Genomic DNA, 15,168 nt, shown 5'->3' with positions numbered 1-15,168 from the left:
GCCAAGCTCAACCGAGCTAACCTCAACCGAGCCAACCTCATCGGAGCCAACCTCAACGGAGCCAACCTCATCGCAGCCAACCTCATCGCAGCCAACCTCATCGCAGCCAACCTCAACGGAGCCGAGGATCTTCATCCAGAAAGAATTAAATCGGCCTGCTTTTGGGAAAAAGCAATATACACGGAATCCAAGTGGGATAAAGATAAACAATTATGGGTGGCTGAGGACTGGAAAGCCAATCAACGAGAAATCGAGAAACTCAAAAGGGACAAAAACTCAGATCCGCCAAATCCGATCGATTGTAATACTAAATAGGGTTTGCGGCAAAAAGTACGGGCGAAGCATTCGGATAGAAAATCTCCGGTTTCACCGATAGGTTATGCCCAAATGCTTCGCCCCTACAGGACGCGGGCCGATGAAAACGCAAGGTTTGGAAGCACGATTCTCTCAAAATCTTGCACCTGTTTGGCGAGAAAAGCCACAAAACCCTTACCTTACCTACATTTCACATTTATTCAGCCAACCCTAAATATTATGAAAACTTTTCTGACTTTTCTTCAGCTATTTATGAATGTCTGAATGATGCCCATCTAAAACATAAAAAAGAACTGAATTCCTTGCTTACTCTAAGTACCTAAGCAAAATTAATTACACATATCTAACCCCGCTCTTGCCTATTGCCTTTTGCCTCTTGCCTATCTTCACTAGGAAATTAATTTTGCACGACTACTTACCATTTCAGAAGTTGAATAAATCTCAGATTATGAACGTCTAAAGTATAGTTGGTCGTTAATTGCCACGTCTGCTATGATACAATTAGGGGGTGCTGCTTTAGCAAAGATTGATAGTGAACACTCATTATTATATTAATAAATATGAATAAATATGAAGTAATTTAAGTTTCCAAGAGAATGAACCCGATCTTTTTTACTATGGGGGTAAAACTGATTTTCAATTTCTCAGCTTGAAAGGTGAACCCAGATTAAGCTATCTGAACAATAAGAGGACAAGCCAATGTTTGAAGATTTTACCTATATTACCGATGAGGCTTTTTTAGAGAATTATTGGTGGGAAGAAAAAGTTATCTGTTCCCACTGCCAAGGCAAAGGAAGAATCTATCTAGAGACAGAGAATGAATCCGTCCCCTGTAAATTCTGTGAAGGTGAAGGCATTATTCAACGAAAACAAAAGGAGACTAACTATTCCTAAAAATCTGTATAATTAGATACCATATATTAAAAATCTTCTTGAGTTAAAACCTCGGGCTGACATTGTTTAATTTCGCTGTTAATCCCCACAGCAGATTCCGATTGTAGGTCTTCGATATAACCGGATTGATGGGATAAAGCTTCAGAAAAACTCTCAAACGGACCGAAATAATAGAGACATTTCGGCTGAGTGGTGGTGATCTCTATCCACCAGGGTTGAGGTGGTAAACTAGGCTTAATGGAGACAGTTTCTGGGTCAAGAGGCTTTATACTGAGAATCCTGGCACCTTGGCGCAGGAGGCGCTGTGTTTCTTGACTCATGCGGCTTTTAGGTACTCGCAGGACTGTCCGGGAGAAGCGTTGAGGCAAAGAGCCAGAAGAACCGGAAAAAACAACTTCATAGAGAAATATTTGATTCTCTCCCTGATTATTAGCCTCTAGCATACAGAAAAGATTCTCTTTTGGGGGTAAGGGTTAAAAAAAACAGACGCTACTTTGAGCAGATGACTCAAGCAAAATCATCTCCTAACAGAGTAGCGCATCTTGATACCATAGCATAGAGCGGCAAAAAGTTAGGTTTTGACCTATTCTCCCCTCACAGCATGGCTTAAGGGGAGATTCTTCCACAGGAAGAACCCGATAGAGTTCTTTATGATGCTGTAGCCGGATATATGGCTGTTATCTTAATGGTGAGGTACAAAGTTTTTGTTTTCGGGAGTCGGTCGTCGATGCCCAATCCTGTTATACTTCATCTTTATGATAAACAATGTTAATAATATTGACGACAAATAGAGTTTTTTACCAAATATGCAGCCACCAAAATTAAGCTTAGGAACCAGATTATTTTTATCCCATCTCCTCGTTATGGTGGTGGGATTGAGTAGCTTTATTATCATTGCTAAATTATCTTCTCCCCGAATGTTTGTTTTGCGTTTGGAACAGTTAGAAAGGCAGGGATTTTTTACCGTGCGCTCGGCAAGAACTTTCTTGGTTAGGGGTTTTGAGACGGCTTGGGATAGTAGTGCTATTTGGTCATTTATTGCGGGAGGAAGTGCAGCTGGTTATCTGAGTTTTTTGGTTTCTCAACGCATTATGAAACCGGTAAAACAAATCAAACAAATCACTAAAAATTTTGCGGAAGGGGATTTATCGGCGCGAGTTCCAGAAAGCGAAATCCCAGAATTAAATCAATTAGCCATTAGTTTTAATCAGATGGCGATTAGTTTAGCCGATGTGGAAAAACGTCGCCAGGAATTAATCGGTGATCTTACCCACGAATTACGCACCCCTTTAACTGTGGTACGGGGATATCTGGAGGAATTAGCCGATGGTGCGATCAAACCTAATCCAGAACTTTATCAGAAATTAGTGAAAGAAACCCGCCGGTTAGAACGTTTAACCCACGATCTACAGGAGCTATCGCAAGCGGAATCTGGTTATCTCTCGATTAAACTGCAACCTGTTAATTTATTAACTTTGTTAAATTCTCTTATCGAAAAATTAGCCGATCAATTATTAGAAGATGGACCGACTTTACAGTTAGATTGTCCCCTCAATTTACCATCTGTCATGGCCGATCCCGATCGCCTCGAACAAATTTTAGTTAATCTGCTCGGTAATGCCATTCGTTACACCGATCATGGTGCAATTACCCTGCAAGTGACAAGGGACAAAAATCGCCTACAAATTGCCGTTATCGACACGGGAATCGGCATCGCAGCAGAGGATTTACCCTTTATTTTCGAGCGCTTTTGGCGGGCCGATCGTTCTCGTTCCCGTTATTCTGGGGGTAGTGGTATTGGTTTAGCGATTACCCGTCGTTTAGTGGAATTACACCAAAGTCAAATGGAGGTAGAAAGTGAATTAGGTAAAGGCAGCACTTTTCGTTTTTCCCTAGCAGTATCTCCGAATTGGGAGTAGGGGTTTTTTTAGTGATCGGTAAACAGTAATCGGTAAGGGGAGACGGGAGAAGGGGGAGATGGAGCGGGGAGAGAGAGTTTGAGCATTTGTACTAAAATATCTAATAGACATCTCCAAAAATTATAACCCAGTCACAGCTTGCTTTTAGCTTTTGTACTAACTGAGTAGTTCTAAGCTGAAATGTGTATTTATCGTTGCTAATTCAATTTCACTGAAAAAATATGAAACAATTAAAATCATTTTTATTTGCTTAGATTCCTTAACTAGAAAAACTTTTAGTCTTAATATATAGGCTCTTCTAGGTTCTGTGTGATAAGTTTAACTTACAATATGATCGATCGATCTTTGTGTCCTTTGTGTCTTTGTGGTTCGTTCCACCCCCTCGCTCTTGAGAAATGTATCTTAGAATACATTTTACCCACCAAAGCTGGGAGAGCCATATATAGTCATTTCAGATAATTCTGATACAGTCTAGACTGGTTGAACCCTTATGAACTCTGGCATTGATATTCTCAATCCTAATTGAAATGACTATAATATTTAGATGGAGGTCTAATAGGCAGTTTCAATGCAGTACGGCTGATAACCAGATGACTATTCAGGAGAAGACAAGTGGCGAAAAATCTGGCTGGCGATGGCTGCACTCCGGCGAATTTGTTCAATTTCGGAAAGACTTTGCCAATCTTCGGTGTCTATAGTGGTTTTGCTCTGGCCATTACGCATAGTATAGGCGTAGGGACGGGCAAAAACCTGTAAATCTTCTGGAGACCATTGGGGAAAAAGCTCGCTAAGACAAACAACAAGGCGATCGAAGTTATCTAATTGACTATTAACTAGATTTTCAGCACTTTCTACTAGACGATTTAAATGTTCGGCTGGCAGTAAAGAGGCAAATTTATCAAAGATATTAGACCGGGATGAAACGGAAACTGTCGGGAATTTTTGGTGTAAACTGCTAAAGAATCTATGAGCTTGTGCCTCGATCGCCGTCGCTTCTAGTCCTTCACACAGAGAAAAAGGCGTTTCTGTCACGTCTAAGGGATCATGACTCTCAACAGCGGTTACATCCCAGGGATAGGTGACTTCTTCTTCGATCAGGATTGCCAGAAGTTCCGCGTTAATCTGTTCGGATAGGGATAAATGGCTCATAAACGATACTCCATATTTTGGCCTTTGTGGCGTCCAATGAGTAACTACATCTCGGTTTTGACAATTCCCGAAGCTACCAACAGACTTCTGGTGGAAGCCAGACGAGAGGTACTCTTGCCATAGTAGCAATAATTAACCCCTGCATATTATAGCGGTTTTCACAGAAGTGAGTCCCGATTGAAACGCTGAAACGCCTATCTATCAAGGGATTTACTATACCTTATGAGACTGAAAACCGCTATATTATTGATTACTTTTTGACTTTTGCCAGGGGTTGATGAGAAAAGTGACATAAACTTGTCAACGCCTGAATTTGGTTATTGGCTAACTCTTCTAGGTTAATTGATCGTAGCTCCTGAGCAATTGTACTAGGATAGATAGAATTGCTACGGCGTTTGATTGACTGGTGTGACTAGATAATTGGCTCTTCTCGACTTTGTGTGATAATTTTTGCTTATGGAATCGTGAAATGTTGACGGAGAAAGACTTTTACGACTATTTTGCCGAAGAAACTATCAGTATAGGCTTCGTTTCCACACAGAAACCAGAAGAGCCGATAATTTTGCTAACTTTCTGCTGACATTTGCTCCCCCATCTCCCCACTCCCCCATCTCCCTAATCTCCTATGGCTTTTAAACAGGATTTAGTATTAGTACAGTCGCCAGGAATTACCAGCAGCGATCACTTAATTTACCCACTGGATTTTTGTGAGAGAATAGTTAGGGATAATTCTGCTTTGATCTATGATCAAAAAAACCTCTAGAAAACCACGCTATACTCAAATTCGCTGGCTCTGTCAAATAATTGTCGCCCTGATTGTATTCATGTTGCCGGGGACAATTACTCTGCGACTGGTTTTAGGGCTCTTCTCGACTTTGTGTGATAATTTTTGCTTATGGAATCGTGAAATGCTTATCGGGTAACACTTTTAGGACTATTTTGTCGAAGAAACTATCAGTATAGACCTCGTTTCCACACAGAAACCAGAAGAGCCGTTTTAGCTTTTCTTAATGCCTAAACCTTACCCGACTACACCCAGAAAAATCTGACTTAATCCTATGAAATTTGTACCGTTTGTCGATATTAATCAAAGATATTCAATGCCAACTACAGCATCTAAAGCTAGAGGATGGATGAAAAAAATTGGGCATACTTTTGTAATATTTGTTGTAGTTTTACTACTGACTCTCACCTCTCCTCTTTTGGGAATAGCTCAAAATCCGACACAACCGGAAAATAAAATTGACGGCTTTCCAGTTATGTTAGATGGAAAAACTCTCTTTTTTATCCGGCGGGGAGTTTCTTCATTTTCGGCGGAGGAGAGAGCTAACGCTATTACCCGGAGAATTGAAAGAATTGCTCAAAATGATTCTATTCCTGTTGAGAACCTGACAATTAAGCAGATTCCTGATGATAACTCACTTTATTTAAGTGTAGATCAAGAAGTAATTCTAACGGTGACGGAGCGAGATGCAAAAGCCTATCGTTCAACGCCGGAGGTTTTAGCTCAACAAGCTTTACAAAAAATTCAGGTTGCTATCGCTCAATATCGCCAAGATCGAAAACCCGAACAACTACTTAAGAACATCATTTATACGGTTATAGCCAGCTTTGCCTTCCTGATTATTAGCTTTGCAGTTATCAAAATTTCAGGGAAGCTATTTCCCTTTATTAGACGTTTGATTGAATCCTTGACGCCAGGCATTCAAATCGGGAATGTTGAGATCATATCTTCCTCTAATATAAGCTTTTTTTGGCTGCGAGTTCTTCGGATAATTCGCTTACTTGTTCTCTTTTTATTGTTATTTAATTATGCTACATTTGTACTTCGTTTATTTCCCTGGACAAGAGTTTTTGGTGAGAGTATTTTAGGCTATTTTTCTCAATCATTAGAACTGGTTTTATCCTCTATTGGCCAATATCTTCCCAATGCCTTTATTATTGCCATAATCATTTTTATAACCTACTACTTAATCGGGCTAATCAAGCCCTTTTTTACAGCAATAGAAAGAGGAAATCTGGTTATTCCTGGTTTTTATACTGATTGGGCTAAACCGACTTACAATATCCTATTAGTCATAATTATTGCCATAGCAGCAATAGTTGCTTTTCCCTATTTGCCCGGTTTTGATTCCCCTGCTTTCCGAGGTGTTTCTGTTTTTCTTGGTCTTCTTTTATCCCTTGGTTCTACTTCGGCAATCGCCAATGTTATTGGGGGAATTATTCTTATTTATACCCGGGCATTTCGCATCGGAGATCACATTCAAGTAGGAGATGTAATTGGCGATCTAATTGAAAAAAACTTCCTAGTCATCCGCATTTGTACTCCCACTAATAAAATCATTACTATTCCTAACTCATCTTTATTAAGTAGTAATGTGATTAACTTTAGTATTTCCTCGCGGGAATTAAACAGAAATCTAATTATTCAGACAACGATTACCCTAGGGTACGATCTGCCCTGGCGAAAAGCCCACAAAACCTTAATTGAAGCTGCTATAGAAACTGAGCATATCCTCAAAGAACCCGCTCCTTTTGTCCTGCAAACTAGCCTAGATAATTTTTACATCAGTTATCAATTGAACGCTTACACTAACCAACCCAATTTAATGGTAATCATTTATTCAGAACTCCATCAAAATATTCAAGATAAGTGTAATGAAGCTGGGATTGAGATTCTTTCTCCCAGTTACACCTCCCTACGAGATGGAAATACAACAACTATCCCCGAAAATTATTTACCTTCCGATTATGTTGCGCCTCCCTTTCGCGTTCAATCTTCAGACAATCAGGAAAACAACACATTATGATAGTAAATCCGTTTTTAAGCACTCACTGTTGGCGGATTATTAATATGATGAGCCAATTCAAGTCTGAATTGCATCACTGTCCGATTTACCTTCATAGAATAGCTGATTTGGGGTACGATAATTAAGACATTTTCGAGGACGATTGTTAATAGAGTTTACGGCTCTTTACTACCTGCTCTAGCTTAAGGATTTTCAAATTCGTTACCCTTGGGAAAAAATTGTCTCAATAGTCCCTTAATCTGCTCGTTTAATCCCCTGTCCCAAGAACGATAAGGCTCTGATTTGTTTTTGTATTGATCGGACAGTACCTGATCAGCCTTTCTTTGTTAACTATTGAGGTTGATGCGTTTCATTTTTGAATTGGCTATTACTTAAAAATAATTGTCTTAGTCAAACATTATAGCAGTTATCTTAATGGTGAGACAGGAAGTTTTTTTGGGGAGTCGATCATCAATAGCAAATTAGGTTGTACTTTATCCTGATGAGAAAAGCTGTAACACAACTAAGGTTTTTAAATTGAATAATCGATAAATTTCTCAATTTTATTGTCAAAATCAGTGAGTAAGGTCGCTTTTCTCGGTTTTAAATGTACCGTTTGTTCTGGTTGTAACTGTAATTGCTTGTACTCCTCACGATTGAGATAAGCCACCACCATTTCCCCATCGGCTAACATTAATTCTACTTGTATTTCCCAGCCTAAATGAATAACTCTTTTTACCACTGCCCAACTATTCAACCCATCTTGTTCGGGAATGATTTCGAGGTCGTGGGGACGGATAAAGACGGTAGAATTATCCCCCTGATGATACCCTTTTCCTAATCCTGCTAAACTGTGTAAGATATTCACTTCCCCAATAAATTGCATCACAAAAGGTGTAGCGGGATGATCGTAAATTTCGGCGGGAGAACCCACCTGTTCAATTTTACCATGATTCATCACGACAATCGTATCGGCCACCTCCATTGCTTCCTCTTGATCGTGGGTAACAAAGACACTGGTAACGTGAACTTCTTCGTGTAAATTTCTCAGCCATACCCTTAATTCTTTTCTAACTTTTGCATCTAAAGCTCCAAAGGGTTCATCTAATAATAATACCTTCGGTTGAATGGCTAAAGCGCGGGCTAAAGCTACTCGCTGCCGTTGTCCTCCCGATAATTGGGCGGGATAGCGATCGCCTAATCCTTGTAATTGAATTAATTCTAATAATTCCTCAACTTTTTTCTTAATTACCAGCGATTTTTGCTGGCGAATTTCTAGTCCAAAAGCAATATTTTGGCGGACAGTTAAATGTTTAAATAGGGCATAATGTTGAAAAACAAAGCCGATATTTCTCCGTCTAGGGTCCAGATGGGTGGTATCTTGTCCGTTAATGATAATTGCGCCACTGTCGGGAGTTTCTAATCCCGCAATTGAACGTAATAAGGTGGATTTTCCCGATCCCGATGGTCCGAGGAGGGCGACTAATTTACCTTCAGGAATGGTTAAATTGATATTATCTAAGGCTTGAAAATTGCCGAAACGTTTAGAAACTTGCTGGATGATAATACTCATATTTTTAGGTTTTTTGTAGAACGTAGGTTGGGTTGAAGCATGAAACCCAACGCCCGCTCATATTTTTAGGTTTTTTGTAGTTAGGTAGTGTGAATTTTGTGGGCGGTTTTACGTTCGAGAATTTCTTTGATAATTAAAGTAACTCCCGCTAGTAAAGCTAGAATAGCCGCCGCACTAAAAGCGGCAGGAGTGAGATAATTTTTATAAGCCTGTTCTACGAAAATTGGCAGGGTGGCAGTTCTCCCTAAAATACTGCCAGAAACCACAGAAACCGCCCCAAATTCTCCCATCGCCCGGGCATTAGTTAACAGCACTCCGTACATCAACCCCCAACGAATATTAGGTAAAGTAACGCGCCAGAAAATCTGCCAATCATTTGCCCCTAAAGTGCGCCCCGCTTCCTCTTGTTCTAAGCCAATTTCTTCTAAGACTGGGATAACTTCTCTAGCGACAAAAGGCATGGTGACAAATATAGTTGCTAATACCATTCCGGGTAAAGCAAAAAGTATTTTTATATCGAAAAATTCTAGAAAAGAACCTAACCAACCATTGCGCCCATAGAGCAGTACAATCATTAAACCCGCTACCACAGGAGAAACGGCAAAGGGTAAGTCAATTAAACTAATTAATAACGTTTTGCCACGAAATTGATTGCGAGCAATTACCCAAGCTGCACAAAGTCCGAAAATTGTGTTTAAGGGTACAGTAATTAGGGCAATAATTACTGTTAATCTTACCGCTTCGATAAAGTCAGAGGTTCCCGCCGCTTCTAAAAAAGCTTGGAATCCATTGCGAAAAGCATAGTAAAATACTGCTGCTGCTGGAATAAATAATAACAGTGCCAGATAGACAAGGGCAATGATAATTAGTAGGGGTTTGTAATCCCATTCTTTCTGTTTAGTTAAGGCTTTTGGATTCTGCATTTTTGATCTGTCTCCAGTCATACTGTAATGTTTTTTACTCTTTACTTAACTCTGTATTTTTGCCCCCATTGTTGCAGGAAATTAATTACTACTAACATCCCTAGGGAAACCAGCAATAAAACCATGCCGATTACTGTCGCCCCCGTGTAATCATATTCCTCCAGTCTTTGGAAGATTAAAACTGGGGCAATTAAATCCTTAAAGGGAATATTAGAGGAGATAATAACTACAGAACCATATTCACCGATCGCTCTGGCAAAACCGAGGGCAACTCCTGTTAAAATAGCGGGCAGTATTGTGGGAAAAATCACTCGCCAAAAGATTTGCCAAGAGGAAGCTCCGAGGGATAAAGCTGCTTCTTCTACTTCTTTTTCCATTTCCTGTAAAACCGGCTGTAGGGTGCGGACAATGAAGGGTAAAGCGATAAATAACATCGCCACAAAAACCCCTAAAATGGTAAAGGATATCTTAATACCAAAGGGGGCAAAAAATTGACCGATCCAACCGTTATCACTATAAACTGTGGCGAGGACTAAACCAGCAACAGAAGTGGGTAAAGCAAAGGGCAAATCTACACAAGCATCGACAATTTTTTTCCCAGGAAATCGATAACGCACTAATACCCAAGCGATAATAGTGCCAAAAACTCCGTCAATTAGTCCAGCGATTAAGGAAGTAAAAAAAGTGACTTGGTAGGCGGATAAAGAAATCGGTAAAGTGGCAATGCGCCAAAATTCGGCAAAACCAAGAGTTAGGGATTTAGCAAATAGTGCCGCTGCTGGTAAAACCAACAAAACCACTAGATAACTAATGGTAATTACCCAAGGAATAGAAACTTTTTTCAGGGGTTGACTGGGAGATAAAGATAATTGTGGGTTAGCCATTGTTAATTATTGCTAAGTAAGTAGTTCCAATTAAATAGAAGATAAATTTTGCCTTTGATCCCCCCTGCCCCCCTTGATAAGGGGGGTGGGGATCCGCCTTGATAAGGGGGGTGCCGATTAGAGATTACCAATTGTCCGCTTCTTCAAGAACTTGTGCTGAATCATACCAAACTTCTACATCTAAATCTGCCAGATAGGAAAGGGCATTTTCTATCCCTTGGGAGTTGCCTTGCAGTTGTAGATCGAACCAGCCATCTTGATTATTATTGGCAGCTAACAAAGCGGAAAATATATTCACTTTTAGACCAGAAAAAGACCCTAAACGTGCTATAATTGGCTCGTTAATATATTGTTTAGGAATCCGAATTTTTATTCTTCGGGAAGTGGGGCGATCGAGTCCAGATTGATCGAGATGTAAGTCACTTTGGGGATGATTAATAGTTTGCCATTGAGGTTGATTATCCATGGTTTTTATCCTTTAAGATTTACCAGCTTTAGTCAGAATTTTATCGAACAAGCCTCCATCATCAAAAAATTGCTTTTGTACCTTATCCCAACCGCCTAAATCCTGCACGGTAAAGAGATTTTTTATCTGAGGAAATTTACTCTCAAACTCTTTAGCTACAGTCGGTTCAACGGGACGAAACCCCACCTGAGCAAATTCTCTTTGGGCTGCGGGAGTAAATAAAAACTGCACAAAAGCCTCGGCCACTTTTCTCGTACCTTTTTTATCCACATTGGCATCAACAACCGCCACGGGATTATCAATAGAAATATTGTAATCGGTGGGAACAGTGTAGGACAACTTCTCGCCTTTTTGGTTAGCGAGAATCATCTCATTTTCGTAATTAATTAGCACATTTCCCTGACCTTGTTTAAAAAATACATCACTAGATTCGCGAGCATCTCTAGGTAAAACTGGCGCATTTTTAAAAACTTTTTCGACAAAAGTTTGCGCCGCTTGTTCACTGCCTCCCGCTTGCGTCACCGAACCCCAAAGAGCGAGAAAATTCCAGCGCGCTCCGCCAGAAGTCTTGGGATTAGCAGTAATAACCTTAATATTATCCTTGGCTAAATCTGACCATTGATTAATTTTAATATTGGCATCACGAGGAACAAAAGCCACTACAGACTTATGAACAATAGAGTCATTGGGTGCTTCTGTTTCCCAACCGGGTTGAATTAATCCCGCTTGCTCAATTTTCTTGGTATCCAAAGCTAAAGCCAACGCTACCACATCCGCTTCTAAACCATCGATAACGGCACGAGTTTGGGAACCGGAACCGCCATAACTCTGTTCAAAAGTGACTTTTTGCCCCGTTTTTTCTTGCCATTCCTCGACAAATTTGGGAATGATTTTTTCGTAGGCACTTTGGGTGACAGCATAGGAAACAAGTGTCACAGTCACGGGTTTTTGGCTGTCATTGCCGCTATTGGTGGGGGATGAGGTACAAGATGCCAGCATTCCTCCCGTCAGGACAGTTGCCATGAGTAGGGATAAACAAGACTGGGATGACTGCATCGGCGGCGCTCCTAAGCTTTACTCTGAGGTTGTATCTGTTTTCAGGTCTGCTTTAATCCTACAGCACAGGAAATAAAATTTCAATACATTTATAAAACAAATTGGGAATAAGGCGATAACAAGGGAAACTGTGAGAAGATAAAATCAGTGCTACATCTAGGTTTGAGACTATGGGCAAGAGCGTCAAGGCCAAAAAAACAACCCTCCTACAACAACTGATTAACCAGAGTTTTCTTTTTCGCGGACTAGAGGAAGCTTGGTTAAGTCAGTATCTCGATGCCGACAATCTCAAGTTAGAGACGCTATTTTCCAATCGTCCCGTCTATACGGCTTTTCTGCCTGATGAATTTCTAGATGTTTTGTATGTGATTTTGAATGAGGGTGTAATCGTCGTCCGCAGCACCCCCCTCGACCGGATTATTGCCATTACCTACCCCGGTGGCTGTTTTGGTATGAGGAGTTTACCCTTTAGTTATGGTTTAGCCAGTCGCGCTTTTCCCTGTTTGGTGGAATCCTATAAAACTACCCACGTCCTGAAAATTCCCTTATCGGCGCTAGAAAAGATTTACAACGATAACGAAAGTTTTCGTCAACGGTACTGTTTTTTATTTGAATTACAGCAAAAATTCGAGTATCATCTGCTTAATTGCAGTAGCTATCCACCCCAAGCTGTAGCCACTTTACTGAGAGCTTTAATCTATCAAGAAAGAGAATTAGGCAGTCAACCAGATGCCGAAAATATCTATACTTTTGATTTATCCGTCGATGTGATTGCTCGCGCTTGTCAACTCAATCAACGCACCGTCGAACAGGTATTAAAAGGATTGCAAAACGTGGGATTAATTGCCTCAGAATCGACGGGGGATTTAATTCGGGTACTGGATGCCGAGGGTTTAAAAGAAGTTTACAGTGCCACCAGAGATAAAGTTAATTGGTGGCCCCTAAGATAAGTAGGTTTGGCCTTATTTATTATTGCCATTGACAGCGCTTTAAGGCATCTTCGGCAGCCGCTTTGGTGGCATCCTGTTTCCGTTTGCCTTTACCTGTACCATAGAGAAGGTTATTAACCCGCACTTCGGCAGTAAATTCCCTAGCGTGGGGGGGGCCAGTAACATCAATGATCGCATATTCTGGATTAGAGGCGAAATTGGCCAGCGCCCACTGTTGAAAGAGATTTTTGGCATCGATAAAAGATGGCGATTCCGATTGTTGAGAGACTAAATGAGAGGCTACAGGGATAAAAAGCCCGTGCAGATAGTTTTTAACCGCATTTAACCCCGAATCTAGATAATAAGCCCCAATTATCGCTTCAAAAGTGTCCGCTAATAGGGTAGGATTTGATCGCCCCCGATCTTTAATTGCTCCCTTGCCTAAACGCATTAACTCCCCCAGGCCGATTTCAATGCCTAATTGCGCTAATTGTTCTTCTTTGACCAAATTTGACCGCAAACGGGTTAATTCGGCCTCGTTCATGGCGGGATATTTTTGATACAATAGTTCGCCCACCAAAAAAGCCAAAATCGCATCGCCTAAAAATTCTAGGCGCTCGTTATTTTCCGTCAATTCCGACTGTTCATTGACATAGGAACGATGGGTTAAAGCTTGGGTGAGAAGGAGAGCATTTTGAAAAGGAGGCAAACAAGACATTGCACGAGTAAGTCAAGAGCATTTCTTATCTTAATCTGACCCCACCGCGAATAGATGAGACGAACGATCCTTTTTTTACTGTTTTTTCCGGCTAGTTTAGGCATAATCTCCCAAATCTTCTCACCGGAAAACCTATCCGCTGCTATTCTTGCCCTAGGTATCCTGGGGATGTGTATGGAACAGGCACGCATGGCGGCGGTGGACTTGGCAGAAATTGCCCAATTTCAGCAAAAAACCAGCGATCCTCGCCTCGATCGCTTTTTTATCGTCACAGTTAGTACAATTGTTTTAGAATTATCGGGCTTTTATCTGGCTGCCCTCTCGATAGGATGGGGAGCTTTAATAGTTTTAGTCAGTCAAATTTGGTTTCATTGTTTAGCCAAAATTCAACTGCAGCCAAGCACAGAAAAAATTATTGACCATGGCATAGGGCCACGTTTACCCATCTTACTCGCTGACGGAATCGGCATAATCTTCGTGGCTTTCTGGTTAGCCAAAATCGCTCCCCTAATTATGGCCATAACTTTAACGACAATGTTATTAATCTACGGCTCTCTTAAGTATAGACCTCTTGTCAAAATCAAAAATCTTCCCTTAGTTGAGGAGTAAGTAGCCAGTATTCGGTCGTCAGGAGAATCAAGAATGAGCTTTAATCAACTAAATTCTCTACTTAGAGATTTTATGCCTATTTTTCTCATTTTTGAACTCTCAAAAATTAATTATCCAAGAACTCTCCTGTAGTCCCTCGAAATTACCGCAGAAATCGAGTGCCTTAATCAACCCGACAAAAAGTTAATTTTAGAGAGAATTCCCCCAGATGAAACCATTACCCATTATTTTATCAGTAGTCCAGACGCAGGAGGCTCTCTTAGGTTTGGTGGGTAAAATGTATTCTAAGATATAGTCCTGCTGGCGAGGGAGTGGAAGGAACCACTCCAGACACAGAGGACACGAAGATTGATCGCTTCTATAGTAAGTTAAACTGACCACACAAAGAATAAGAGAGCCGTACCCCGAATGAGGTATTCTGTGAAGTTAGATCAAATAGTGATGGAATTCAGACTTGAATTCCATCACTGTTATATGCTGGTCGGCTTCAAGGCTCTCGGTTTCATCGAAAATTTGGGTCTGAAACCCCGTCGTTCTACGACGGCTTTACTGTTAAATATGAGCATCGTTTACGAAATATATGCTAAAATGTGAGGTATGGAAAAAGCCTATTCGTTTCAATTTTACCCCACACCCGAACAAGAGTCGCTATTGCGGCGCACTTTGGGCTGTGTAAGATTAGTTTACAATAAAGCTCTCCATCTCAGAACACAAGCTTGGTATGAAAGACAAGAAAGAGTAGGCTACGCTCAAACTTCTTCAATGCTAACCGATTGGAAAAAACAAGAAGAATTAGACTTTTTAAACGAAGTTAGCTGTGTACCCTTACAACAAGGGTTAAGACATTTACAAACAGCTTTCACTAACTTCTTTGCTGGTCGTACTAAGTATCCTAACTTTAAGAAAAAACATCAGGGAGGAAGTGCCGAATTTACCAAATCTGC

General features: G+C 40.7%; 16 protein-coding genes and 1 pseudogene. 8 read left to right on the top strand and 9 right to left on the bottom strand.

Features of this window, described 5'->3' with window-relative positions; genetic code table 11:
• Nucleotides 1-315 (top strand): pentapeptide repeat-containing protein (locus PN470_RS11690; RefSeq protein ID WP_272104574.1); only part of this gene is annotated, 315 nt, incomplete at its 5' end.
• A 699-nt stretch (nucleotides 316-1,014) separates the two neighbouring features.
• Nucleotides 1,015-1,209, top strand: coding sequence for a hypothetical protein (locus PN470_RS11685; protein ID WP_002737105.1), 195 nt, complete (start codon nucleotides 1,015-1,017; stop codon nucleotides 1,207-1,209).
• A gap of 26 nt (nucleotides 1,210-1,235) precedes the next feature.
• On the opposite strand, the gene PN470_RS11680 is transcribed toward PN470_RS11685, so the two are convergent.
• Nucleotides 1,236-1,652, bottom strand: a complete 417-nt coding sequence (locus PN470_RS11680; RefSeq protein WP_002737782.1) for a DUF1816 domain-containing protein — start codon at nucleotides 1,650-1,652, stop codon at nucleotides 1,236-1,238.
• Between the two features lie 363 nt (nucleotides 1,653-2,015).
• Here PN470_RS11680 and PN470_RS11675 point away from each other — a divergent pair, with 363 nt between their 5' ends.
• Nucleotides 2,016-3,128 carry a sensor histidine kinase gene (locus PN470_RS11675; RefSeq protein ID WP_103112350.1) on the top strand — a complete coding sequence of 371 codons (1,113 nt, stop codon included), beginning with the start codon at nucleotides 2,016-2,018 and terminating at the stop codon, nucleotides 3,126-3,128.
• A gap of 594 nt (nucleotides 3,129-3,722) precedes the next feature.
• Here the strand turns inward: PN470_RS11675 and PN470_RS11670 are convergent.
• The gene (locus tag PN470_RS11670) at nucleotides 3,723-4,277 is read right to left on the bottom strand and encodes a hypothetical protein (RefSeq protein WP_069473957.1); all 555 of its coding nucleotides are present in this window, start codon (nucleotides 4,275-4,277) and stop codon (nucleotides 3,723-3,725) included.
• A 1,058-nt stretch (nucleotides 4,278-5,335) separates the two neighbouring features.
• Here PN470_RS11670 and PN470_RS11665 point away from each other — a divergent pair.
• Nucleotides 5,336-7,087, top strand: coding sequence for a mechanosensitive ion channel family protein (locus PN470_RS11665; protein WP_272104573.1), 1,752 nt, complete (start codon nucleotides 5,336-5,338; stop codon nucleotides 7,085-7,087).
• Between the two features lie 57 nt (nucleotides 7,088-7,144).
• Here PN470_RS11665 and PN470_RS11660 read toward each other — a convergent pair.
• From PN470_RS11660 to PN470_RS11635, 6 genes and pseudogenes are all read right to left on the bottom strand, one after another.
• Nucleotides 7,145-7,362, bottom strand: a pseudogene (locus PN470_RS11660) (transposase); the annotation flags it as partial.
• 236 nt (nucleotides 7,363-7,598) lie between these two features.
• Nucleotides 7,599-8,639, bottom strand: a complete 1,041-nt coding sequence (locus PN470_RS11655) for a sulfate/molybdate ABC transporter ATP-binding protein (protein WP_130756532.1) — start codon at nucleotides 8,637-8,639, stop codon at nucleotides 7,599-7,601.
• A gap of 80 nt (nucleotides 8,640-8,719) precedes the next feature.
• Nucleotides 8,720-9,562 (bottom strand): sulfate ABC transporter permease subunit CysW, encoded by an 843-nt coding sequence (gene cysW, locus PN470_RS11650; protein WP_002736746.1) that lies wholly within the window; start codon nucleotides 9,560-9,562, stop codon nucleotides 8,720-8,722.
• Between the two features lie 41 nt (nucleotides 9,563-9,603).
• Nucleotides 9,604-10,446, bottom strand: coding sequence for a sulfate ABC transporter permease subunit CysT (gene cysT / locus PN470_RS11645; RefSeq protein ID WP_002736038.1), 843 nt, complete (start codon nucleotides 10,444-10,446; stop codon nucleotides 9,604-9,606).
• A 124-nt stretch (nucleotides 10,447-10,570) separates the two neighbouring features.
• Nucleotides 10,571-10,912: an NIL domain-containing protein gene (locus PN470_RS11640; protein ID WP_002735726.1), complete on the bottom strand. Its 342-nt coding sequence runs from the start codon at nucleotides 10,910-10,912 to the stop codon at nucleotides 10,571-10,573.
• Between the two features lie 12 nt (nucleotides 10,913-10,924).
• The gene (locus tag PN470_RS11635; protein WP_272104572.1) at nucleotides 10,925-11,968 is read right to left on the bottom strand and encodes a sulfate ABC transporter substrate-binding protein; all 1,044 of its coding nucleotides are present in this window, start codon (nucleotides 11,966-11,968) and stop codon (nucleotides 10,925-10,927) included.
• A gap of 170 nt (nucleotides 11,969-12,138) precedes the next feature.
• On the opposite strand from PN470_RS11635, the gene PN470_RS11630 reads away from it, so the two are divergent.
• On the top strand, nucleotides 12,139-12,918 hold the full coding sequence (locus PN470_RS11630) for a Crp/Fnr family transcriptional regulator (RefSeq protein WP_002794831.1): 780 nt from the start codon (nucleotides 12,139-12,141) through the stop codon (nucleotides 12,916-12,918).
• Nucleotides 12,919-12,937: 19 nt separating this feature from the next.
• Here the strand turns inward: PN470_RS11630 and rnc are convergent, their stop codons facing one another.
• Nucleotides 12,938-13,615, bottom strand: a complete 678-nt coding sequence (gene rnc / locus PN470_RS11625) for a ribonuclease III (RefSeq protein WP_002736100.1) — start codon at nucleotides 13,613-13,615, stop codon at nucleotides 12,938-12,940.
• Nucleotides 13,616-13,669: 54 nt separating this feature from the next.
• Here rnc and PN470_RS11620 point away from each other — a divergent pair, with 54 nt between their 5' ends.
• The 3 genes from PN470_RS11620 to PN470_RS11610 all read left to right on the top strand — a co-directional run.
• A complete protein-coding gene (locus PN470_RS11620) occupies nucleotides 13,670-14,224 on the top strand; it encodes a hypothetical protein (RefSeq protein WP_272104571.1) in 555 nt (184 codons plus the stop codon).
• Between the two features lie 441 nt (nucleotides 14,225-14,665).
• Nucleotides 14,666-14,818: a hypothetical protein gene (locus PN470_RS11615; protein ID WP_172963124.1), complete on the top strand. Its 153-nt coding sequence runs from the start codon at nucleotides 14,666-14,668 to the stop codon at nucleotides 14,816-14,818.
• A 3-nt stretch (nucleotides 14,819-14,821) separates the two neighbouring features.
• The coding region (locus PN470_RS11610) for an RNA-guided endonuclease InsQ/TnpB family protein (RefSeq protein WP_272104570.1) at nucleotides 14,822-15,168 on the top strand (347 nt) is incomplete at its 3' end.

This window comes from Microcystis sp. CS-574 (genome assembly GCF_028329095.1).
GTDB classification, from domain to species: Bacteria; Cyanobacteriota; Cyanobacteriia; order Cyanobacteriales; family Microcystaceae; genus Microcystis; species Microcystis ichthyoblabe_A.
The sequence above is the reverse complement of the archived record's forward strand: the minus strand, read 5'-3'. Positions and strand labels throughout refer to the sequence as shown.

Coding starts and splice junctions, on each gene's coding strand:
- rnc (WP_002736100.1), bottom strand. CDS start 13,615: ATGTCTTGTTTGCCTCCTTTTCAAAATGCTCTCCTTCTCACCCAAGCT.
- cysW (WP_002736746.1), bottom strand. CDS start 9,562: ATGCAGAATCCAAAAGCCTTAACTAAACAGAAAGAATGGGATTACAAA.
- cysT (WP_002736038.1), bottom strand. CDS start 10,446: ATGGCTAACCCACAATTATCTTTATCTCCCAGTCAACCCCTGAAAAAA.
- PN470_RS11640 (WP_002735726.1), bottom strand. CDS start 10,912: ATGGATAATCAACCTCAATGGCAAACTATTAATCATCCCCAAAGTGAC.
- PN470_RS11635 (WP_272104572.1), bottom strand. CDS start 11,968: ATGCAGTCATCCCAGTCTTGTTTATCCCTACTCATGGCAACTGTCCTG.
- PN470_RS11675 (WP_103112350.1), top strand. CDS start 2,016: ATGCAGCCACCAAAATTAAGCTTAGGAACCAGATTATTTTTATCCCAT.
- PN470_RS11615 (WP_172963124.1), top strand. CDS start 14,666: ATGGAATTCAGACTTGAATTCCATCACTGTTATATGCTGGTCGGCTTC.
- PN470_RS11620 (WP_272104571.1), top strand. CDS start 13,670: ATGAGACGAACGATCCTTTTTTTACTGTTTTTTCCGGCTAGTTTAGGC.
- PN470_RS11670 (WP_069473957.1), bottom strand. CDS start 4,277: ATGAGCCATTTATCCCTATCCGAACAGATTAACGCGGAACTTCTGGCA.
- PN470_RS11655 (WP_130756532.1), bottom strand. CDS start 8,639: ATGAGTATTATCATCCAGCAAGTTTCTAAACGTTTCGGCAATTTTCAA.
- PN470_RS11685 (WP_002737105.1), top strand. CDS start 1,015: ATGTTTGAAGATTTTACCTATATTACCGATGAGGCTTTTTTAGAGAAT.
- PN470_RS11665 (WP_272104573.1), top strand. CDS start 5,336: ATGAAATTTGTACCGTTTGTCGATATTAATCAAAGATATTCAATGCCA.
- PN470_RS11630 (WP_002794831.1), top strand. CDS start 12,139: ATGGGCAAGAGCGTCAAGGCCAAAAAAACAACCCTCCTACAACAACTG.
- PN470_RS11680 (WP_002737782.1), bottom strand. CDS start 1,652: ATGCTAGAGGCTAATAATCAGGGAGAGAATCAAATATTTCTCTATGAA.